The 21,683-nt window shown below is 50.8% G+C and carries 19 protein-coding genes and 2 pseudogenes; 8 read left to right on the top strand and 13 right to left on the bottom strand.

The window, feature by feature from the left end:
• Positions 1-294: helix-turn-helix domain-containing protein (locus BMX17_RS22770; protein WP_139203680.1), on the bottom strand; the 294-nt coding region annotated here is incomplete at its 3' end.
• A gap of 283 nt (positions 295-577) precedes the next feature.
• Here BMX17_RS22770 and BMX17_RS22765 point away from each other — a divergent pair.
• The gene (locus BMX17_RS22765) at positions 578-2,392 is read left to right on the top strand and encodes an ABC transporter ATP-binding protein (RefSeq protein WP_092664369.1); all 1,815 of its coding nucleotides are present in this window, start codon (positions 578-580) and stop codon (positions 2,390-2,392) included.
• Positions 2,393-2,408: 16 nt separating this feature from the next.
• A complete protein-coding gene (locus tag BMX17_RS22760; protein ID WP_092664367.1) occupies positions 2,409-3,308 on the top strand; it encodes a phosphoenolpyruvate carboxykinase (ATP) in 900 nt (299 codons plus the stop codon).
• A 163-nt stretch (positions 3,309-3,471) separates the two neighbouring features.
• Here the strand turns inward: BMX17_RS22760 and BMX17_RS27630 are convergent, their stop codons facing one another.
• Genes BMX17_RS27630 through BMX17_RS22745 form a run of 4 tightly spaced genes read right to left on the bottom strand, consistent with a single transcriptional unit; the run spans position 3,472 to position 6,320 of the window.
• Positions 3,472-3,621, bottom strand: coding sequence for a lasso RiPP family leader peptide-containing protein (locus BMX17_RS27630; RefSeq protein ID WP_139203679.1), 150 nt, complete (start codon positions 3,619-3,621; stop codon positions 3,472-3,474).
• A gap of 56 nt (positions 3,622-3,677) precedes the next feature.
• Complete coding sequence (asnB, locus tag BMX17_RS22755; RefSeq protein ID WP_139203678.1) at positions 3,678-5,579, bottom strand: asparagine synthase (glutamine-hydrolyzing); 1,902 nt, start codon at positions 5,577-5,579, stop codon at positions 3,678-3,680.
• A complete protein-coding gene (locus BMX17_RS22750) occupies positions 5,576-6,022 on the bottom strand; it encodes a lasso peptide biosynthesis B2 protein (RefSeq protein ID WP_092664363.1) in 447 nt (148 codons plus the stop codon). The genes asnB and BMX17_RS22750 overlap by 4 nt, the downstream gene beginning before the upstream one ends.
• 1 nt (position 6,023) lies before the next feature.
• A complete protein-coding gene (locus BMX17_RS22745) occupies positions 6,024-6,320 on the bottom strand; it encodes a PqqD family protein (protein WP_092664361.1) in 297 nt (98 codons plus the stop codon).
• A 383-nt stretch (positions 6,321-6,703) separates the two neighbouring features.
• Between BMX17_RS22745 and BMX17_RS27125 the strand changes: the two genes are divergently transcribed.
• The 5 genes from BMX17_RS27125 to BMX17_RS22720 all read left to right on the top strand — a co-directional run bounded on the left by BMX17_RS27125 (position 6,704) and on the right by BMX17_RS22720 (position 13,090).
• Complete coding sequence (locus BMX17_RS27125) at positions 6,704-6,979, top strand: DUF8044 family membrane protein (RefSeq protein WP_092664358.1); 276 nt, start codon at positions 6,704-6,706, stop codon at positions 6,977-6,979.
• Entirely contained in the window at positions 6,980-8,050 is a 1,071-nt protein-coding gene (locus BMX17_RS22735) for a DUF4350 domain-containing protein (protein ID WP_092664356.1), read from the top strand.
• Positions 8,043-9,083 (top strand): AAA family ATPase, encoded by a 1,041-nt coding sequence (locus tag BMX17_RS22730; protein ID WP_092664354.1) that lies wholly within the window; start codon positions 8,043-8,045, stop codon positions 9,081-9,083. The genes BMX17_RS22735 and BMX17_RS22730 overlap by 8 nt, the downstream gene beginning before the upstream one ends.
• 206 nt (positions 9,084-9,289) lie before the next feature.
• A complete protein-coding gene (locus BMX17_RS25530) occupies positions 9,290-11,677 on the top strand; it encodes a hypothetical protein (protein WP_139203677.1) in 2,388 nt (795 codons plus the stop codon).
• Positions 11,678-11,911: 234 nt separating this feature from the next.
• A complete protein-coding gene (locus tag BMX17_RS22720) occupies positions 11,912-13,090 on the top strand; it encodes a DUF1616 domain-containing protein (protein WP_092664349.1) in 1,179 nt (392 codons plus the stop codon).
• A 269-nt stretch (positions 13,091-13,359) separates the two neighbouring features.
• Here the strand turns inward: BMX17_RS22720 and BMX17_RS22715 are convergent, their stop codons facing one another.
• The 3 genes from BMX17_RS22715 to BMX17_RS22705 are packed head-to-tail and all read right to left on the bottom strand — an operon-like array spanning position 13,360 to position 16,477.
• A complete protein-coding gene (locus tag BMX17_RS22715; protein WP_211611432.1) occupies positions 13,360-14,307 on the bottom strand; it encodes a DUF7982 domain-containing protein in 948 nt (315 codons plus the stop codon).
• 39 nt (positions 14,308-14,346) lie between these two features.
• A complete protein-coding gene (locus BMX17_RS22710) occupies positions 14,347-15,057 on the bottom strand; it encodes a hypothetical protein (protein ID WP_139203676.1) in 711 nt (236 codons plus the stop codon).
• A complete protein-coding gene (locus BMX17_RS22705; RefSeq protein ID WP_170845529.1) occupies positions 15,050-16,477 on the bottom strand; it encodes a DUF58 domain-containing protein in 1,428 nt (475 codons plus the stop codon). The genes BMX17_RS22710 and BMX17_RS22705 overlap by 8 nt, the downstream gene beginning before the upstream one ends.
• 502 nt (positions 16,478-16,979) lie before the next feature.
• Between BMX17_RS22705 and BMX17_RS25525 the strand changes: the two genes are divergently transcribed.
• The gene (locus tag BMX17_RS25525; RefSeq protein WP_139203675.1) at positions 16,980-18,449 is read left to right on the top strand and encodes a hypothetical protein; all 1,470 of its coding nucleotides are present in this window, start codon (positions 16,980-16,982) and stop codon (positions 18,447-18,449) included.
• Between the two features lie 42 nt (positions 18,450-18,491).
• On the opposite strand, the pseudogene BMX17_RS22700 reads toward BMX17_RS25525, so the two are convergent.
• From BMX17_RS22700 to BMX17_RS22685, 5 genes and pseudogenes are all read right to left on the bottom strand, one after another.
• A pseudogene (locus tag BMX17_RS22700) lies at positions 18,492-19,100 on the bottom strand (hypothetical protein).
• Positions 19,101-19,183: 83 nt separating this feature from the next.
• Complete coding sequence (locus tag BMX17_RS25520) at positions 19,184-20,140, bottom strand: alkaline phosphatase family protein (RefSeq protein WP_139203674.1); 957 nt, start codon at positions 20,138-20,140, stop codon at positions 19,184-19,186.
• Between the two features lie 94 nt (positions 20,141-20,234).
• Positions 20,235-20,915 (bottom strand): annotated as a pseudogene (locus tag BMX17_RS22695) (IS6 family transposase).
• Between the two features lie 68 nt (positions 20,916-20,983).
• The gene (locus BMX17_RS22690) at positions 20,984-21,394 is read right to left on the bottom strand and encodes a glycosyltransferase family 4 protein (protein ID WP_280141434.1); all 411 of its coding nucleotides are present in this window, start codon (positions 21,392-21,394) and stop codon (positions 20,984-20,986) included.
• A 10-nt stretch (positions 21,395-21,404) separates the two neighbouring features.
• Positions 21,405-21,683: transposase (locus tag BMX17_RS22685; RefSeq protein ID WP_139203672.1), on the bottom strand; the 279-nt coding region annotated here is incomplete at its 5' end.

The following is a 21,683-nucleotide window of genomic DNA, read 5'->3' as shown; positions in this document are numbered from 1 at the left end:
TGGTTCGTGAACAGTTGCTTCGAATTCTTTTTGCTGTGATTCTGGGAGTTTTCGTTTTCTCCCAGTTCGCTTATCATCAGATACAGCCTGCTCAAGCGACTCGTCAGTGTCGAGTCGCTTGAGCCAGCTATAGATTGTGCGCCGCTGAACGTCGTACCACTCGGCTAGCTCGCTCTGCGTAACACCGTTCTTGTACGCAATAGCCGCTAAGAGTCGCTGTGTCGGCTTCTTCTCGTCTACGTTGTCGAGGGCATCTTGCAGTTCCTCGACGGAGATCTCGTCGAGATGATCCATTATCTCTTGCAACACACTGTGGGCAGAAAGTTCTAACGGTTACTATAGACTGGCCACGACCCACCACCCTCCGCTTCGGACTCACTTTGCTCCGCACACAGCCACGACTGTCTCACTGGCTTGTGTCCAACAACACCCCCATCTGAATTGGACTGGGAATTGTCTGCCAAGAATTCTTTCACCATCGATTAGAATTGTAATTAATTCACTCAGGCAAATTCGATATGAATCAAGTCAATTATACCATTGCAGCTGAAATATAAAAAGAGAAACGGTACGGAAAATGAGAACGGAACAGCAAGAACCGGATGTTGGGTTCAATCAAAAGCTGGCAATACTCCGTGACGCAGCCTCGTTCCGGCCAGCCCTCGGGAGTGTCATCATTGGACTGAGTATAATTACTGCTCTATTCGAAGGTATCGGTGTCGGATTTATTCTCCCTATTATCGAATTTGCACAATCTTCAACACCACCGACAGAAGCCGATGGGGTCCTGCAAGTGTTTGTTCAGGCCTATAGATTTGCCGGGGTGCCGTTCACGCTCGAATATCTCGTTGCAGGTGTTGCGGTAGTCATGACATTCCGTTACGTGACGAGTTTTGTCGTCGGCTGGCAACGGGCGATACTCACTACGGGGTATCAACGGGAAATGCGCCGACGTTTGTTTGAGGCACTCTCGTATGCACCAATTGAGTACATTGATCAACAGGGATCAGACGATCTTCTCAATAGTCTCGTTACCGAAACGCGACGAACGGGTTCGATCATTTCTGGAACGGTAAGTGTTCTTGAGAATGCACTACGTGGGCTCATTTATTTAGTGATTGCTGCTGTTCTCTCTCCAATTTTAACACTCATTGCTTTGGTCGCTCTGAGTGCGAGCTCACTATTTGTCCGGTACGTTCTTGAACCAGCCTATAGTGTCGGTGACGATGTCGCTGATGCTAATACCCAGTTTCAGACGATATCACAGGCCAGTATTCAGGGGATGCGGGACGTTCGTTTGTTCAACCTTCGCCCGGAACTGATTGATCGTATGGACAAAATATTAGATAAATTCTACCAATCGAACGTCAAACTCAGTCGCAATCGAACTGCGCTGAGTAACCTTAACCAACTTTCTAACGCACTTGTTGTCTTCGGTCTCATTTATATTGGAATTCAGTTCACCTCGCTTTCTCTTGCAGAAATCGGTGTCTTCCTGTTTGCTGTCTATCGTCTCTCGCCGACAGTGACCCAACTTAACAGCCTCGTATATCAACTCAACAGTTCGCTTCCTCATATTGTACGTGTCCAAAATCGGATTCAGGAGTTAGAATCAATGTCGCATCCCGCAATGGATGGTACCAGGGCGGTAACCTCGGTCGATACTCTGACATTCGAAGATGTTTCGTTCTCGTATGGACAGGGTGAACAGGTACTACAATCTGTTAGCTTCTCCGTTGAGCGCGGTAAACATATTGCATTTGTCGGCCAATCGGGTGCTGGGAAATCGACTATTGTTTCGCTAGTCGGGCGTCTTCAATCACCTGGTTCTGGTCGTATTACCGCCGATGGGACTCCGATTGATCGATTTGATGTCGAACAGTGGCGGGACCGTCTTGCTGTGATTCGACAGAACCCCTATATCTTTGACGAAACACTCAAAGAAAATATCACAGTCGGCAACCGTAATGCATCGCTACGGGATATTGAACGCGTCTGTGAGATTGCCCAGGTGTCTGAATTTATAGACGAATTACCTGATGGGTACGATACTGATCTGGGCGAGGATGGTGTTCGATTGTCCGGAGGCCAGAAACAACGAGTGGCAATCGCGCGAGCACTTCTAAAAGATGCCGACATTCTTATTCTTGACGAAGCAACCAGCGATCTCGACTCCAACATTGAACAGCGAGTCCATGAGAATATTACTGGTATGGAAGACCAGTATATGATGATAAGTATCGCCCACCGTCTCTCGACAGTTAGCGATGCTGACCGTATCTACACACTTATTGAGGGGTCGATAACTGATGTCGGCACTCACGAGGAGTTACTTGAGAGTGAGGGGATCTACGCAGATCTCTATGCAACACAGTCACAAGAGATGAGATAACGGATCAACCTGAACAATGCATTACTACTCAACTTACGATCTAATCGTTGAGTCGGAGTTCCAACTTCCGGAACTGCCGACTGTTGAACCGGAAACAGCGACTATCGATGTGGCGATTCGCAGCGCGGAGGTTGAGCCCGTGCCGGACTCTGAAGGAGGTACCGGCCGAAGACGAATTCAGGCTGAACCAGGAATCTGCCGCCTATCGTACGACTCAATCGGTTCGTTCCTTATCAAGAACGGTGCTCAAATTCTATTTGATCCAGATCATGATGGGATCATAGAAAAAAAGATCACTCGCCGACTCATTGAGAGCGAGATATTAGGTGTCCTCTGTCACCAACGAGGGTTACTTGTTCTCCATGCAAGTGCCGTCTCTGTCGACGGCAAAGGGGCGGTCTTCCTTGGTGACCGCGGGGCCGGCAAATCGACGACTGCTGCTGCTTTTTATACTGGAGGTAACGGTTTGTTCGAAGATGACGTTGTCGGTATTCGGTTTGACCATGAGGGACCTGTAGTTTTACCAGGAGTCCCACAACTCCGGCTGGATCCGCAAGCTGCGGAAGCTTTAGGAATCACAGATACTGTCAGATATGAGGACGACTGGGGGCCGAACAAATGCTATCACGCGACCGGTAATGCCCCAGCACCAGCACCGCTGGCTGGCTGTTACATACTTCAGGAAGACGAGGGGCTTACCATAGAACAATGTACTGGACAGGAGGCGTTCGTTTCTCTTGTCTCACAAACCTATGCACACGGATTACTCGCCGATACACAAACTGAACGAGATCACTTTCAGCAGTGCTCAGAGATAGTTGAGACGGCACAGATCCGACGTATAAAACGACCCAAGAATTTCGAACGAATACCGGAGCTTATTGAGCAGGTCACTGAAGATGTGAAGACCTGCTAACAGTTCTGGTAAACAGAACATCATATAATATGATATTCATTCAATAATTTCAGGCGAAGAAACAATCGACTAACGGTTGGCTTCTGATTGTCCAAAATATAATCACTACCGAAGTACCGACCGATAACTAATGTGGTTTATATTTTATTATGTCTTGTTCCGTTTATCCCGGTTCACATTCCTGGATCGAACCCTGCAAGCCGGTAGTATCCTCAAAATCGTCATGACCAGGACTACACTTCTCACTACTTTGCGTGATTGCTTCGACTGATCCGTGTTCCGTCACTGCAGGAACTTGGTAGGCCTTTCCCATCTCCAGTTACAATATTGTAATTACTGCAATAAAAAACTATCCTCTCTGGGAAAATATTACGATTCGGGGCTTGAAACGCAGTAGGGATCATCCTCCGCACGGCGATGGGTGAGCCAAACCCATAACGAGAGAGCACGCCAGAGAATATTTGCGTCTTGTGGAGCCCCATGTTCATAGAACTGATCATAACGTTCGCGTAGCTCGTCCATATCGAGATACTTCTCTAGCGGTCCCGGATTCGAAAAAAGTTGCTGCAACCGCTCGTCTTCGCGAGCTAGGGCGTTGTGGAACGCAGCGTTCATTACCGTCTTCCAGGGACGCCACTGTACCTTATCAGGTAGTAGGTTGTCCAGTGATCGTCGCGCGATAGAGCGTGTCCATCCATCTAAAAACTGCTGAGTCGGTGGTATAGCGAGCGAAAATTCGACCAACCGTGTGTCGGTAAATGGGTACCGCGGTTCTACACCAAACGCTGCGTGAATTAGGTCAGTGGTCTCAAATGTTGCAACGCCAGCACCAGTCAAGAGGGATCGTCGCTGGTCTTTTCGGGCCCGGTTTGTGAGCCGCAACGGCTTGGACTTGAACTCTTTGTATCGATCGGCAAGTCCAAACCGATCGACGAAGTCAGAATCAAGCGTTGGGTTTGCCTTTTCCAGTAATACAGGTTGTCTCTTGAGACGACGTCGGAACCGGTTCACCGAATCAGGGGTAACCTCCGTGAGAATATGTCTGACGAACATTTCCCGCATGGAGGCATCCAGAATATTGCACATGGATCGAAGCTCACGTCGCAGGTGTAGCCAGCGGCCAGTGAGAAACAGCTGCGGTAACAGTCCAAGACCGTAACCGATTGTATTGTCGCCACGGGCGCCGCCCAGTAAAACATCGACACCGACATCGTCGGCACGTTTTGCCCGCTCCCATCTTGTGAAGTGCATCGTGTTATGTGGGGGAATACAAAAATAGTCTTGTAGGTCATCCAAATCGACCAGAGACCCTACTTTTTTAGATATGAAGTGCGGTTCTATTCCGTCTCGATCGATAACTGTCTCGATGTACTCGCGTTCATCGCTTCTCGGTGCATCGTCGAATACGTTCGAGAAGGTATGTAGTGGCTTGTCTGTCGGTAAAAGATCACGTGCGACGACCGTAATCGAGGATGAGTCTATACCACCACTAAGGGCTGCACCAATCTGCCCATCATTTCGCAATCGACATTGGACTGCTTGTTCCAGCAGTTCACGAAAGCGTCGCTCGTAGGCTGCGTCCGATTCCAGTGTTATAGTTCGAGTCGGATTGAGGTCCCAGTATTGCCATATCTCGTGACCTTCAGCACCGATGTGCATCGCGTGGGCGGGCGGAACTCGTTGAATAGTCTTGTAGTAAGTGTTTTCCAGGTCATCAAACATTCCTGCTAGAAAATCGCCGATTTTCGTTTCGTTGAGGTTCCCAGGCACATCAGGAATTGTCAGAAGTGCCTTTATTTCAGAAGCAGCGGCAAACATATTTTCGTCGAGATGATAGTATAGGGGCTTGACGCCGAACTGATCCCGTGCACAGAAGAGAGTCTCCGAACTTCCATCCCAAATCACGAACGCAAATGAACCAGCCAGATGCTCAACGCAGTGATTACCCCACCTGCGATATGCTGCTAACAATAACTGACTATCGGGGGTCTCAGTCGGTGAGGTCGAGATGGGTAGTGTCCTGAATAGTTCTTCCCGATTGTCGATACGGGCATCGGCAGTTATGACCAGATCCTCATCACGGACGGGTTGGTCGTCGAATTTCGACTCTGGTGTCGTCTCTAACTGCTGGTGTCCCAATCCTACGTGGGTATCACACCACATACCACTTCCATCTGGACCGCGATGCGAAATGCGGTCAAGCATCGTGGTTACTTCGTCGCGTGCAACGCCACGACCTCCGCGGTCGGTTATACAAATAAAGCCACTCACAGGTGGCCCACCTCATCCAAACTCGGGAGCGGCTTGAATCGCGAAAGGTCTTCGAGATCACCGATGAGTATCGCTCCGTTGTATTCGATCCAACTATGGGCTTCAACAGCACCCTTCTCATTCTTGTCGACACCGATTCGGTGTTTTGGTACGTACCCGTACATTCTGAGCAGCGTCTCTGCGGTCAAGGACCGAACGAGACAGGTCCGGTCACCTGGGAGGGAACGATCAGCGAAATCAACAGACCGTGCGACTCGGCCTGGCGATGGCGATCCGGGAATGACAGATGATCCTGCTTTTCCTATCTTCAAAAGTAACTTTCGGAAGCGATTGAACGACATAACCACAACACCACCCCAGATGAACAGCAACAGGAAAACCGAAAGTGAGAGACGCACTTTGTCACCCAGCGGTAGTGAAAGAAAAGCTCTTAGATCTGGCATACTACTTTTCGACGATTTGGATGAGATCCTTATCGAGAAGTGTACTTAACAATTCTTTAACATCCTCAGAACAGCGATTATAGCTTACCTCGTACTCTTCGACGAGATGGTTTGTGATGTCTTGAACAGTCGTCGGCTGTTGAAGCGATTCCCAGACATCCGTCCCCACCTCATTGAATCCGTAGTACTTTCCAGCCCCAGTGTGCAAGATGACCGACTCGCCGTCAAGCGTTGTCGACAGGCAGTTGTCGACGGCGACGACCTCAGTCGAATCGGTAAATTCCGTGGTCCCACCCATATCAGTTACTTCAACATTCTTCTCTTCGGATATAAATGCTCAGATCACCGCATTACTCGCCGCACTAAATTCCTGATTTCATCAAGTGGCGTTGACTAAGTAGTAGCGAAACTAGATGATAAAGTTAGTATTTTTCATATTCACTAATATGTATTGGCGAGATTTACAGTAGCTCCGCCCCTTTGTCCATACAAGACGTTTCGACGCCATCATTTTGGACGCACACTTAACTGGTCCACAACGACTTCCCTCACACAAACGAGCGTCAAAAATTCAATGAAGGACATTTCAGTATGGACCATGCTATCGCTACTATGCAACTACATTGGTAATGTCTAATAGTACTCCGTCAGTTTCAAATTGACACGAATACATGAAATAATATGGCCGTCACAAGACGCCGCCGATTCGTCCACGCTCATATGGCGTGGATGCTCACTGGGGCGCTTGGGCTTGCCATCTTTGATGCATTAACGTATGAGCTGTTTTTTGTTGTCTCACTTATCGGCCTTCTTGTACTGGTCGAACTGATAGTTCCGTTCCGAGTCACGCCACATTGGCGTCGTCGGTTGCGGTGGATAATTGGGATTGGTTTACTTGGACTGGGATACATCGTGATTCGTCGGATATTTCGGCTCCTTCCTCAGGGGGTAATCTAAGTGAAGCTTCTGGCGAACTTACCACGGCTACTGGCGATTGGGTTGGCCATTGCCCTCGCTGTGACGGGAATTTGGTCGGCGTCTGTTTCGGTCTCAGCTTTCGATTCGTACAATCCCGGGTGGGAGGGCACGACCCAACTGCGCGGCGAAGTTGACGAGGTTGGAGCCGAACAATTTGTCGCAATGAGGATATCCGCCTACGACGAGGTCGATCCTAACGCAACAATTGCAGTTGTCCTATCTCCGGATCAGGCGTACACAGCTGCAGAGGCTGCACAAATCGAACAGTTTGTTCGAAACGGCGGGACACTGGTTGTGGCCGAGGATTTCGGGCCCCACTCAAATACTCTTCTTGATCAGATCGGGGCTAGAACACGTGTGAATGGACGACCGGTTAGGGATGAGTGGAGATTTTATCGGACGCCGAATCTGGCAGTCGCTTCTGGGGTAGTCGAGTCAAATCTAACTGAGGGTATCGATCAAATTACACTCAACTACGGAACCGTCCTTAGGCCCAACGGGTCGCGTGTCCTTATCGAAACCTCACCGTTCGCGTACGTGGACGAAAACCGAAACGGTAGTCTTGACGATACAGAGTCGATGCGACAATACCCGGTTGCCACAATAGAAGATATTGGCGCAGGCCAAGCCATTGTTGTGGCCGATCCAAGTGTTTTTATCAATGCTATGATTAACCGCGAACAGAACCGTGAATTCGCTCGGGCCCTGTTGGAGGGACACTCGACGGTGCTGTTCGACTACACGAACGGCGGCAATGTCCCTCCGCTCGTTGAAGCGACGATCCAACTCCAACGCAATGATCCGATCGCGGCCCTCGTCGGCATTGGACTCCTCGGAGTGGTCGCACTCGCCGTCCCACGGCTGGTGGTAATCGGGTCTCGAAAGAAAAACCGAGAAAATGTATCCCGGAGCAACAATACTCCCAAATCGTCTTGGAAACGGGTACGGAACGGAATTGCACAGCGAAACGGCTGGGATCGGGACCGGCTCGATAGGCTCATGGAACAGTTAGAGATTAATGACGGACGAGAAGACGAGAACGATGACTGACCCTGAGACAGTATTTGAGTCGATCTGTGAAGAGACCAGCCAAGTGCTGGTTGGGAACAACGATATACTTGAGGGTTTGACGATTTCTCTATTTACCGAGGGCCACGTCCTTCTAGAGGGTGTTCCGGGAGTGGCGAAGACGACAATCGCCAACCTGTTCGCTCAGACATTAGGACTTGAGTATCGCCGGGTTCAAATGACGCCAGATTTGTTACCTGCCGACATTACGGGAAGCCGTATCTACCGTGCCCAGAGTGGTAACTTTGACCTACAGCGAGGCCCCGTTTTCTCGAATGTTGTTGTTGCCGACGAAATCAACCGAGCGACGCCAAAGACACAGTCGGCGTTGCTCGAAGCTATGGAAGAGCGACAGGTGACTATCGAGGGAGAAACTCAGGAACTCCCATCGCCGTTTATTGTTATTGCGACACAAAACCCGATAGAGATGGAGGGGACTTTCGGCCTCCCAGAAGCACAGCGAGACCGGTTCCTGCTTAAACTCCGAGTCGATATCCCTGATCGAGATCTTGAAGCCCAATTACTCGATGAGTTCCATGCAAACCCAGACATAGGAGCTTCAGAAATCGAGACTGTGGTTGCTCCATCAGATATCACGACCGCTCGCGAAACTGTTCAGGCAACCCACTTGACCGACCCAATTCGGGATTATATCCTTGACATTGTTGAGGGAACGCGTGAGAGTTCAAAGGTCGCGTACGGTGCCTCTCCACGGGCAGCTATCTCACTGCTTCGCGCATCCAAAGCAAGGGCAGCGATCCGCGGTCGCGAATACGTAATTCCGGATGACCCGAAGCGACTCGCAGAACGAGTGTTAGCCCATCGGCTCGTCTTATCAACTGATGCCGAAATGAGTGGTATTGCCCCCGAAACCGTCGTCCGGAATGTACTCGAGACTGTGGCAGCGCCGGAACCAACCGCCGAATTAGAGGGTGTCACGGATGCTGAAGGCAGTGCTGCGGCTGAAGAAAGACAGTGGCAGAACAAGGGAGATGGGGAAGAGAGTCCTGACTGATTGGACAGTGACGTTGATAATGATGGTTGGGGAGGAAGAAGTGAAAATTGCTCCTGTATCTATAAGACTGTCTGCGGATATTTCAAGACGATTGCCGAGCTATTGGAGATCGGTTTCTCGAAATTTAGTGGTGAATATAGTCAGAGGAAGTCCGTGGGAACACTACAATCCAAGAGAAAGAATCAATGTAGTCGCGGAGGGGGACAATGAGTAGTGTCGTTGGTCGATTTAATTCACGGGCAATGGCCATCACAGTATTGTTCGGCTTGATCACAATTTTGATGTCGGCGAATTTAGCGGCTGCAGGGACACCACAAGCATCTGGACAAGAAGACGGACAGACGGTGTTAACCACTGACGCTAACAATCAGGTGGCTATTTCATCAGCTAATTGGCTGGTTAGAGGGGACTCACAGCTGGAACAGGAACAGCGAAGTCTGCGGTCAAGTCACGCAACGATATCAAAAGTTTCCCAGAACAACTCGACATCGATCCCCCAGGTCCGTCATGAGTGGCCTCCCAAACCTTCAGATGATCAAAATGTGTCTAGATTACGCCAGTGGCTTACGGATCGTATCGAACGCACACTCGTTGAATGTGGCAGAAGGATTGATTCCGGGAGTACCGGTTCGTGTACAGCAGTACAGGAGGTGTTTCCGGCTCTAGCAGAGCGGTACGATACCATTGCAGCTGAGACGACTGGCACTGATGATGACAACGTAACTCGTGTTTTGAGCACGACAGCTGATAATCAGTTAAGATTTATTCAATTATCTGCGGAGTATCGTGAAACTCTCAGGGCTTATCGGGATGCACGGCAACAGAACAATCAGAGGCTTTCCCGAACACTCGCTCGTGAATTATCGATCCTACGAAATCGCATCGGACCATTGGGTCAAGAACTCGCGGTGCAGTACTCGGTCATCGCGTCTAATAGTACCATCTCTGTATTGCCGTTACGTACTAATATTCAGAGTACGACCCAAAACGTCTCAGAAACGATAGCCGACATTCGGACCGCCGAGTTTGAGGAGGTAGAATTCCAGTTTACCACAAGCGAACGTCGTGTCGGATTTGACAATCCAGTTGTTCTTCGAGGTCGACTTCAGACGCAGAATGGAACTCCCTTGGAAAACAGAACTGTGGTAATTAACATTCCCAACGGGACGGTTCGGACTGCGACGAATGCGACAGGGGAGTTCGCAGTCAGTTACCGCCCGACAACTACACCGACTGGAAACATATCTCTCACTGCGCAGTACCTCCCGAGAAACGTATCTAGGTACGTTGGAACCGAAGCAGACACACATCTCATCGTTCAACAGGCCACTGGAGCACTCCGGGCCGAGACGCCATCCTCGTCCCTCCGGTTTGGTGAGCAACTGCAGGTTCCGGTTACCTTCCAGGTTAATGGGACGAGCGCACTTCCTGTCGGGGTTCCGATTGTCGTGACCATCGGGGGCGTTCAACTAGCGGAGCCGACACCAACAGACGAGAATGGACGGGTTGTGGTCGCTGGGCAGGTACCGGCAACCGTCCCCAATGGATCAGTGTCGATCGAGGCCAGGGTTGCTCAAGTAGACCGTGCACTCGCTGCTGCTCCAGTGTCCGAGACTATTTCCATTGAGGAATCAACTCCAGAAATCACGGTCCGTTCATTAAGATTGGACGAAGACAAGGCGCGTCTGACCGGTAGGTTGTCGGTTGGGTCTCTGCCTGTTCCGGAAGCAAGAATTCAGGTTCGCCGAGATGGCGAGTCGCTCGGGAATATCCGTACCGGCACGGATGGAACTTTTGCAGGCAACATCTCGATACCTGGTATATCGCGTAGTGAAGGTACCTCGGTAAGGCTTGTCTACGATCAACCAGACGGAAACCTCGAACCTGTCACATTACAAGCGCCGGTGCCTGCCGTTTCCGGCGGCGGAATCGGACCCGATGTGAACGCTCCTTTTGATATAGGACTGTTTGATTTGTTTAGCCAGTACGATTCAGTCACTCTCGCACTCGGAACACTCGCAATTCTCTTCATCTTATTTATTACTGCAGGGACCGCGTTTGGATTCGGTCGACCAGTCCTAATTAATCCTGTTGGGTACATCGCAGAACTCGTGGGCGTTTCCTCGAATGGCCAGAGCGTCCCGGATAGCTCTAAGCCCGGGGTCAAAGAGGACAATGACCTGCCAACCGATTGGGATAGGGAAATGTGGAAACAGGCGGATGACGGACTGCAGTTACTTGATACTGCTAGCCAATGGCTCTCGACAGGACGGGTCGATGAGGCGGTAATAGCCGCCTACAGCGCAGCCAGAGTGCAGTTGGACGCTCGCTTTGGCATAGATACAACACTGACCCACTGGGAACTGCTCGCCGGCTACCGTGATGCGCTTGACGATGACAGCCGCCGTGCCCTCGAACAACTCACCGCGACCTACGAGCAGGCGGCCTTCTCACCAGAAAAAAGTCCCAGTAAACGCGGCGAGGAGGCTCTCGATAATGCAACGGTAGTTGTCGAAAACAGTCCTATCTCTGGGTCGGAAAACGCCACACAATTGATGTCCGAAACTGCCGAAACTGAAAATAGTAATATGTGAAATACTGTCTTGTACTAGACGCTGTTTCGTCTGTGAGAGTATATTTTGATACTATCTCAAAGAGAAAATCATTGCAAAGGGGATACTCTCACAGGGTGTGATCTCTGATCAAGGCAGAGGTGGGAAACCACGATGAAATGGTAACGAACTCTAAGATATTAAACTCGGGACTAACACTTTATGGGTATTGCAAGACCGGGCGACTTTTGTTGTGTCATCGATAGGTGGTGACTGATGGGCGCTGACACCGAGTCTAGGGGATTGGGACGTCATTCATCCGTGTTACGCTGGTTTCCCGCTGACTTGGTCGTAGCAGTCGCGTGTGCTACAGCTTCGGCTATATCGGTGACCGTTTCCTCTATTCAGTCGACAATGGTTCCTGTGGTGGTGAGTCCCATTGTCGTACTGTTCATGTCTGGATGGGCCCTCACCGCAGCAGTCGTTCCCGGCGCGAAAGGGGAAACCGAAGAACGTTCAAAAGGCGATTCAGGTTCTCTGACCGAGTCTGGCGCGCGACGAATGGATGCGCTGCGGCGACGCCGGGATTCCTCAGCAGTGAAGCGGGCGGACCACAAAACGTCAGAAGCCAAGTTCGATACTGAGAGAAAGAGCTATGCTGGACTTGGAGGATTTGAACGCATTGTACTATCTTTCGGGTCAAGTGTCGCCGTAGCTGCAGGTACTGGGCTGCTCTTGGCGGTTTCACCTATTACGGTTGGGCGAACCTCGATAGTGGTCTTCATTAGCGTAATGACGGCTCTCTTCGCGGTTATCGCCGCTCGACGCCGGGGCGCTCTTGATCCTACTGATCGCTTTCGTGTTCCTTATCGAGGGTGGCTCGCCGGTGTTTCGGAAGCGATGAATCCCGAAACACGAGTCGACGCCGGACTCTCAGTCCTTCTGGTCGCAGCTGTTCTCCTTGCCGGGGGGGCTACGACCATAGCATTAACAAACCCGCATCAAGGCGATGCATTCACCGAGTTTTATGTTCTCTCCGAAAACGAGACTGGGACTCTCATAGCCGATAACTATCCGCAGGAATTTGTCGCTGGGAATTCCAGGACGTTGGTTCTTGGAATCGGCAACCAAGAGCAGGAGCCCGTCACCTACACAGTCGTGAGTGAACTCAACCGTGTGCAGATTGAAAACAACTCGACGAGGGTCCTTGAGACCGAACGACTCGGGCGATTCTCAACGGGGCTCGCTCATAACGAGACGTGGCAAAGGCCACACCAAATAACGCCCTCGATGACTGGGGACCGACTCCGGTTGACGTACTTGCTTTATAAAGGAAACCCACCATCGACTCCAACGACTACGAACGCTTACCGGACACTTCGTCTGTGGGTAAACGTATCCGAACCAGAATCCCAGGCTCGCGGCAACTCGATAGGTCAAGCACCGATCCCCTGAACATCGCTGAGGGGAGGTGGCTCCAACACGAGTGAGCAGTAACGAGCGTTCGGTTGTGCAATTTCAATCGCTCAACAGGGTGGAGAGTGAATACGATACTCTAGGTATCCATCGGTATTTTACCATCCTTCACTACAGTTGAATTGCACTGCTCGTCCGGCTGATCGTCTGTAGCTTGAAAGATGGTGGAATAATCGCGGCGACTTTTTTTATTGTGAGCTACACCTCTGGGACTGGACAATCAGATAATCTATGATAATTGACTCTAATTACCTTTGGTTTGTTGGGGCTTCCTGCCACCCACAGGTGACGAGTGTGTAATCCTCGTCGTGTTCGGTGTCGACGGAGACAGGTCTGCCGAGTCCGGTCGCGAAGCCAGCACCGAGAAACGATGCGACCGGATGATCGAATCTGTCGAGGTCGTCGTAGATGCTGTTACTAACTTCCACGATAATCTGTTGTGTTTCGGTATCGACGCGCGTGTCGATGTCATCAACGAGTTCGAACTGTTTGACCAGCGCGTCCCCGAGCTGGGTCGCCAATGGTCTCGGTTCTTTGGCAATTTCCCCCGAAACGGACCGCTCGAATTCCTGAACGAGCCCTGCTGCCGTGGGGCGGAGCGAGACGCCTCGTTCATCGGATGACTCCGGAAGCACGAACAGCGATTCCAGTGCTTCAATGTCTGGTATTTGATAATCAGACGACTGTGGAATGAACAAGCGGACGGATTTTCCTGTTAACCCGGTTATGGGAACGTAAACCGCGGTTTCTTGGAGATCGAGTTCTGCCTGGAGTCGCTGTCCGGTTTCGGCTGTGGATTCATACACCGACTCCCCAATGCTAATGCTGACGAGACGTTCCGGAGTAAGATACCATGTGAGAACCCCTCCGAATAGCCCTACCCCACCAAGCACGAACAACACCTGTCTCGCGACTGTGAAAACGAATCCACCAGCCACACCCATTGTCCCGAGGATTACGAGCGCGATGGCCGTGCGCCGGTACTCGTTTCGCTGGGAGCTTACGTACTCCTCACGGAGTCGTTCATTCTCCGAGCGAAGTTCCTCAACAAGGGCAGTCAACTCCTCGGGGTCGGCCCCGGCCGGTGTATGATTATAGCTTTTCTTGCCTTCGGTTGGGTCGCCATCCTCTCCACCCTTGACACTCTGTTGATTGTCGGCATCAGTGTCGATGTTACTTTCGTCAGACGAACTCATCGTGTATTTCCCTCGATTCGTTTCATTCAGTGTACCATCTTACTCAGCACCATCCTTTCGATTATCCTCACTTGGTCGATTTGAGATGGTCGTCTCTTCGTGAACTGTGTCGGTTCTTTTTTTCGCTTCGGTTCCCCGTGGTGTCTCGGTCACCTTTCCAGTATCATCTGACCGGTGCTTGACCGATGATGAGAAATCATCTATTTCAGGAGAATGAGTGTATGGATCCGCGTATTTGCGGAAAGCGTTCTGGTATCGATGGAGCGCGTAAGCAGTGAGCGCGAAACCTGTGATGGCCATGACTCCTATCCAATGGAGGCCGATTTCGATGTTCAGTCCAACCGATAGATAGTCCAAATCAATGAAGCTCGCCACCATGATGAGAGCCAGTAGCACTCCAAAAAGGACGACGAGTTGCACCGACTTCCAATCGATAGCGAGCTCGACTGCGAGAAGTCCTATTAGTCCCGCTATCGTCAAAACGACCGGCACTGGTTCAGGAGTGCCGCCGAGGCTAGTAAACGCGAAAACCCCTGTGGCGAATACGAACTCAATCCGCAGACGTACCCAGACAACGACAAGCGCTATTCCGACGGTAGCCCCGATGAGGTCTCCCTGGAGGAACAGGCCCGCAACGACGAGTCCAAGCGCAAGCAGGCTGGGGAGCCGCTGTGAGCGCTCCTCGACGCGGTCAACCGCTGTATAAGGAACGTCACCACTGGAAATCACCGATGGAAGCCGATCACTCATCTGTTTGCCCCCGTTTGCTGTCGTCGCTTGTGGAGCGATACCCCTCGATCGACTCAGGATAGTCCTCCAAAACATCGGGCCGATCGCTGTCCTGCCAATTGCCACTCCTCGACCGTGGACGGGACCTACCCGCGGTTGTTCGCCCCCGTTCGGGCAAACTACCCTCTCCAGCATGGCGACCGACGACAGCTGCCAGACGGTCGCTAGGGGCCACCTCGAAGGCCGACACACGGTCCAGACTTGCCAACGACTGTCTAAACTCCTCAAATGACACATATTGCTCGTACGCATCCTGGACATCCGCCAGTTCTCCTCCTTCGTACAGTACTGAAGAAGCAAGAAATACGAGAACTTGACCGCTGTTCTGGCGAGCGAACCTGACCGACTCCCGGAGTTCGGTTGGATTACTGTCGTCAGTGAGAATAACTGTCCAGGCCCCACTTCCGAGTTGGCGACGGGCAAGCTGGACAGTCTGGAACAGCGGCTGGTCGCGCAGTCGGCGAACGTACCCGTCGCTCCCCTCGAAGTATGGACGGAGCGTCTTCGCCAGTGGGGAGTCATCTCCACTCAGGTCTGCAGAGCGTGCCCCCCTAGAGACGGCTGCTCCGTCGTGCAGATCTCTGCTCCCGAACGAGTCTGAGACGGGCGAGAGGCCACGAACGATCTGTCGGACAGGGCCATACTGTTCGACGCCGGCTGCCGGATCGCGGGTAGTGGTCACTCCTTCGTTGCCGACTGTGTAAAGTCCCAGTGGGTCGTCGAATCTATCGGCGATGTCGACGAAAGCCAGTGCGACTTCCCGGAGGTAATCGAGTTCGGTTTCACCCTCCCGACCCGCGCTCATTGATGTTCGATGGTCGACAACCAGCAGCGTTTCGTGAGAGGTCGTCAGTTCGAATTCACGAATATGGGGATGGTTGAGCCTGGCCGTTGCCTTCCAATCCATCCGCGAGAGCTGGTCGCCGGGTGCATACTCCCGGACTTCATAGGGTTCGAGTCCCGCACCTGCCGTGTCTGAACGGTGTTCGCCGTATAGTGAGGTAACGGGGTCGCCGCCTTCGCCGACGTGAAGATTGGTGGGTGTTCGCGGGCGGATCTTGATGGTCGCCGTGTCAGTGCCGCGTACGGTTGCTGTGAAGAAGCCACCCGGGTCTTTGCCCGTCGCGATGGCTGGGCCGACCGATGCCTCACCGGCGACAGAACTCGATACCTCGAAGGTCGTTTCGGCCGTCTGCTCACCGGCCGGGAGGGTGAGTGAGCGGGCTGACTGTGGGCCATCCACGCCCAGTGGGAGTTCGGGTACCACTGTGAGGTCGAACGGGAGCGCGCTCGGAAGCGTCACACGTAGACGAACCAGTACTGGTTCGTCGACAGCAACTTGATCGCGGACAGTCTCTGTGGTGAAGTCGCCGGTCGTCACGGTACCCACGTTCTGGACGAACCCGATCTGGTGGACTAGGAGCCACACTCCCGCGACGACGCCTGCCAGAACGATCGGCAAACTGGCGAGAACGACACCGAACGAGAGAATCAGTCCCGCTGACGCGGCCGCGGTCCAGAACCGGGTGGTGGCCCGCATACGTCAGGTATCTGGTCCCAGGACTATAAAACACTTCAAAGGCACGTCAAGTTACGTCGTTTCGATGGATACCAAATAGGAGGGTACAGTACTATCTTGGGGCCTCCAGATCTATTCATTTCGAATTTATTGTGGCATGATTTGGCATACGAAACGGCCTTGGTATTTATTAGTGTTCCTGCGTGGCTGTGAGTATGTGCAAATTTCGCGGTCGGGTTACCTCTGAACGAACCCCGGAGCGGCGTGTATCGGTGATAGTCGAGGAAGATGGGACTGCCGTGAGCTGGATCGATAGTGGTGGATGTCTTGCTACGGAGTGGAACGTAGACAGAGGGGGTGTACAATGACTGATACGCCGAATCACGGGTACAACCGACCCGAGGAAGGGAAAACGGACTGGCACCTTGACCTGAACGAGAACTTCGCCAAAATCGACGCCGATGTCGAGATTCGGGATACTGAGGCAAACAAGGGTGACTACGATCCAAAAGAGGGTGCCAAGTACGAAGCGACGGATTCTGGGGCGGTGTACTATGGGAACGGTGATGCGTGGGTGTTGGCGGATCGGAAATTGGATAAAATCGAATCAGAGGAATTTGCTTCCAGAGTACTACTTGATGCCGAAAAGTCGGGTACTGCAGTTGTAGCACCTTCTCAATCGACCGCTTTCGACTCAATGCAGTCTGCTATAGACGCTGGTTTTGATGATATTTTGTTGGGTGAGGAAATAACTGAAAATAATATTGTTGTTTCCCGTGATGGAATGATAATTCGAGGATGGGGACGAAGATGGCAGAGAATTATAGACCCTCAAGATGGAGCTCCGGTTTTTACTGTTGATGGAAGTCGTCGCGATATCACCATAAAGAATATAAGAGTTGAGGGGGGGAGTGGGAGCGGACCAGTAATTGATACAAGATACGAAGGAGATGTCGGGGCTTCATTATGGGAGATCTATGACTGCCTGTTTAATGCCGGACCAATAATTATGCTCGGACCACGTAATCAACTTCGACACGTTACTTGTAACAATAAATCGGACATTGGTGCAGATGTTAATATCCTTCCGGATGGGAAAAATGTCTCTCGTGCTGCACTTATACTAAATGGGGCAACATTTGGTATTATAGGCGGTTCATATTCAAGTAAATCTCCAGATGCACGAGAGGCTATGTATTTATCGGGTGGTGCAGGTACCGTTACCGGAGGAGTAACAATTTCAAATAGTGGTGGAGAAAATTCAACAGGAACACTTTGCGATCTGATGATATTCAGTGCTGGAAGAATATTTTTTGGACCAATGTCGATGGAAAGTACTAAAGAATATAATATCCGACTTGGATTTGAAGGTGACGGTCCCGGGTTGATTAACGGAGTTTTTACAGGAACTGGATTTAATCCGCTTGATAGCGGGCCAGACGCGGGCTGGTCAAAAATCAAGGTTGGAAGCCAGTCAGAGAATATCACGTTCATAAGTCCACATTCTAATATAAAATTTGAAAACGACGCTCCTGCACGGATATATGTTATTAGTCAACATAAGGTCAAATCAACAGGGCATCTACCCCACCTAGTTAATCATTCTGACCCATTTAGAAGTGGAACCCATAGAGTCGGAGGGAGAAGAGACTCACCCTCAACCCAATTCTTACCAAAGATACACACTACTGAACCTCCTTATCCAGTTGACGCTGGAATGGTAATCGCAGATGGAGCTAATTGGGATCCTGTAGGAACTGGCAATGCTGCATTGGTTACACGTGATACAGATGGAACGTGGTCAGTAATCTTCGAATACTCAAGCTCAGTATAATTGATTTTTGGGCTCTGTAGTTTCGACACACGACGGTTGAGTTCACGTATATCGGTCGCTCCACCGGAGGTAGATGGGTGCTTTGAGCTGCACTTCACGGAACACGAGCCACCAGCTTCTCGCACGCACGGCAGCGCCGAGCGGGCACTTGATTGACGAGAGGGAGGTTTCGTTCATCGAGCGACGGTTGTACCAACCACGTCCATGCGGGTACTATGAGCCGAGCAAATTCATGTTCCTGTTCTCGATTAGCAGTCTGATGCCGTTTTCGTGGAGTTCGTCGCGATAGGCTTTTGTATCGTAGCCCGGTCGATGGAGAGGCTTCGCAGGCCGCCGGCATCGGGCCGGGTGATCGGCAGGCCAATCTTCTCATCCATGTTTCTTACTCACTGTGGAGTGGGTGTCGGTGATGTTTAGCGTCCTGACATATAAGAGCGTTGTAGATTTCAACACCTGGAAGCGGTAGGATTTGCCCAGCTTGATGCGTAGTGCATGGGGCGTGAGCATCGCCCACTCGGCGAACCTGCCACCCCACGAGTCGGCGGATTCGCCCGGATTAGCGATAACTGATTTAACCTTAGCCACCGCAAGACGGGCGAGGAGACAGAATTCCAAATCATAATACTCCGTCTTTTCTCTTCCTACGGCAATGACGCAGTTACGACGTATTGGCGTTGCTAAACTATGGAGCCAACTTTTGCTATTTGGTATGTTCTATACTAAATCAATCAGTCCTATAAATAACCGAGCGCTTCTAACTGGTCCTCAGAGATATCTTGAGCACTTTCTCTTCCGCTTAGGGAGACATCTGGATCGATACTCCGGTTGTCCGTCGATTCTATTTGAACCCAAGGTACTTTTTTAAGCTTCGGATGCGGGTTCCCTGGCATATGATAATACATCCCTTGATCGCCCAATAGTTCCCCGTGATCTGCAGTTATTACAACTTTCCCATCTATATTATCTAATAATTTCTCGATACTATCTAAAGCATATCGTAGATTGTCAATATACGCATCCCAGACTTTTTCATTTTGATACTTTTCTCCTCTCAGGGCTTTGAATGGATGGAGTTCGTATTCCTCTAGGTTTTCGTACTCCGTCGTTGTAGAATAGTACGGTGAATGCGGTTGCATATAGTGCGCTATTATACGATCGTACTCACCACCCCTAGCTGCTTGTATAGTATGATTTGTAATTGAGGGAGGCTTTTGAGATTCGAATCGATTATGTTCTTCAGGGTCTCCCCAGAGTGGTTCAATGTGTCCAATATTTTCGGGGTCAACAAGCCTGTTTTTGATTAATTTATCTGCCCAACCAACCTTCTCAATCCATGTGTTGTGAGTAGCACCATACTCTAATCTCCCACGCTCTCCGATAAGTGTGTTCGAGAATGGATTACCAGTGATATACGCAGTATTTCTTGTGATATTTTCGTTTCGTTTAGTAAATGTCTGTTCAATCCACTCCTTAGATGTACTCCCAATTGACCACACCTCTTCAATATTATACAAAAAATCATACTCACTTTGTACCTGTCTTAGAGCATCAACTCTACACGCATCCAAAACTATGAGTACATCCCACTCTCTCTCAAAAACGTTCGTACCAATAGGCCAACGTGAAGTAATCAGTAACCAGAATAGCAGATACGTGGCATATATCTCACGTAGAAGTTTTCGCTTGTCCATACCAAAGAGTTGATTTGACAATTGATATCTCTTGCGCAAATGGTTTGAACCGAACTATTTTTGAGCCAATATATACTGTCTTGATATCCATTGTTTAGTTCAGCACTTCTTCAGCTGGCGCTTTGCGGTCGAGAGTTTGATGCGGCCTCTGATGGTTGTAGTAATGCACGAACTTTTCTAGCCACCTCGTGCGCTGGACTGACATGCCCACCCGCGAGTCATGGAAGCGGTTAATCCGCATTTTGAGAGTGTGGAACCACTTTGCGACGTGATTCCGATCGGTATAGTAGAGATGACCGCCCAATCCTCATCGAGAGAGGGCAGTCAGATAACCGTATGCATCGACGAGAAACCCAGCCTCGGGGAGATCGTGTTTCTTGGGGAGTCGATGCAGAAACGCAGCTGCCGGATCGGTGCCATGCGATCCAAACAACGCGACATCGAGAATTAGCATGGAATCAAGGTCCATTGCAGCATACAGCCAAGACTGGTTGCCATTAATTCGGACAGCGGTTTCGTCAAAAGCGACCTGCGACGACGATGCCGTCGGCGGGCTTGATCCACTGTCGGCGAGACGATCCGTCCACTGCCAGATCACCTGATCTTAACGATCTACGCCCAACAGGACTGAGATTGCAGCTGTTTCTCGAAGCGACAACCCCGCCCAATGCAGGCGGGCGGCGAACGTCCTGGTGGACGTCGCCGTCCGTTCGCGTTCTCAAACATCATTAGATTCTGTGTCTAAGCTTTCGCTGAGGAGTTCATGGAGTGACATGGACACTCGCTACCAAGGACTCCTTGCTTTCTCAACCTCACCAAATAGACAGCACCTACCAACTTGTTCTATATGATATCCAGAATTGACTGCTTGAACTCCTTTTTACGAACTTCTTCAGTGTACTGTCTTGCCACCTGCTTCGACCGTTCACTCAGTTGTGATTTTCTTTCCCTAGGTAACTCAAGAAACCAGCAGATCGTCGAGGCGATTTTATCAGGCGTTATCTCGTTAGCGACTAAATTGTTATCAACACGTGAAATTGCGTCACGACATCCTGTCTTATTTGTAACGACACTAGGAATCCCACCATACATTGCTTCTAGTGGAGCCACAGCATAAGCATCTAAGCGAGCAGAGTGTACGAATAGGGTAGATTCTGACAAAGCAGATTCAATCGAGTCAGCATATCCCATGACTTCAACACCTTCGTACGTTCCATAGGTATGTGAATGATTGGCTCTATTGAATCGCCAGATGGCGTTGGAATCAGCGAGTCACATACTGTTTGATGTTGTAGACGAGACACATAAGAACGACTTCACGGAACTCACGGTACCATTCACGCGCTCGGACGGCGGAGCCGTACGAGCGCTTGACCGAGGAGTTCACAGTCTCCGTCATTGAGCGCTGATTGTAGAGATCGTCCTCGATTCGTGCGTTGTGCGCGTGGTCGTACGGAGCGAAGATGCGGTGTTTCACAAGTGGACGTATTCCCATGTCTCGGAGGGTCTCACGCAGTGGCTGACTGTCGTAGCCCCTATCCGC

Source organism: Halorientalis persicus, from assembly GCF_900110215.1.
In the GTDB taxonomy this organism is placed as follows: Archaea; Halobacteriota; Halobacteria; order Halobacteriales; family Haloarculaceae; genus Halorientalis; species Halorientalis persica.
This window is presented reverse-complemented; position numbering and strand designations above follow the sequence as displayed.

Excerpts from the sequence above, each read along its gene's own strand:
- BMX17_RS22765 (WP_092664369.1), top strand. The coding sequence starts at position 578 with ATGAGAACGGAACAGCAAGAACCGGATGTTGGGTTCAATCAAAAGCTG.
- BMX17_RS22760 (WP_092664367.1), top strand. The coding sequence starts at position 2,409 with ATGCATTACTACTCAACTTACGATCTAATCGTTGAGTCGGAGTTCCAA.
- BMX17_RS27630 (WP_139203679.1), bottom strand. The coding sequence starts at position 3,621 with ATGGGAAAGGCCTACCAAGTTCCTGCAGTGACGGAACACGGATCAGTC.
- BMX17_RS22750 (WP_092664363.1), bottom strand. The coding sequence starts at position 6,022 with ATGCCAGATCTAAGAGCTTTTCTTTCACTACCGCTGGGTGACAAAGTG.
- BMX17_RS22745 (WP_092664361.1), bottom strand. The coding sequence starts at position 6,320 with ATGGGTGGGACCACGGAATTTACCGATTCGACTGAGGTCGTCGCCGTC.
- BMX17_RS27125 (WP_092664358.1), top strand. The coding sequence starts at position 6,704 with ATGGCCGTCACAAGACGCCGCCGATTCGTCCACGCTCATATGGCGTGG.
- BMX17_RS22730 (WP_092664354.1), top strand. The coding sequence starts at position 8,043 with ATGACTGACCCTGAGACAGTATTTGAGTCGATCTGTGAAGAGACCAGC.
- BMX17_RS25530 (WP_139203677.1), top strand. The coding sequence starts at position 9,290 with ATGAGTAGTGTCGTTGGTCGATTTAATTCACGGGCAATGGCCATCACA.
- BMX17_RS22720 (WP_092664349.1), top strand. The coding sequence starts at position 11,912 with ATGGGCGCTGACACCGAGTCTAGGGGATTGGGACGTCATTCATCCGTG.
- BMX17_RS22715 (WP_211611432.1), bottom strand. The coding sequence starts at position 14,307 with ATGAGTTCGTCTGACGAAAGTAACATCGACACTGATGCCGACAATCAA.
- BMX17_RS22710 (WP_139203676.1), bottom strand. The coding sequence starts at position 15,057 with ATGAGTGATCGGCTTCCATCGGTGATTTCCAGTGGTGACGTTCCTTAT.
- BMX17_RS25525 (WP_139203675.1), top strand. The coding sequence starts at position 16,980 with ATGACTGATACGCCGAATCACGGGTACAACCGACCCGAGGAAGGGAAA.
- BMX17_RS25520 (WP_139203674.1), bottom strand. The coding sequence starts at position 20,140 with ATGGACAAGCGAAAACTTCTACGTGAGATATATGCCACGTATCTGCTA.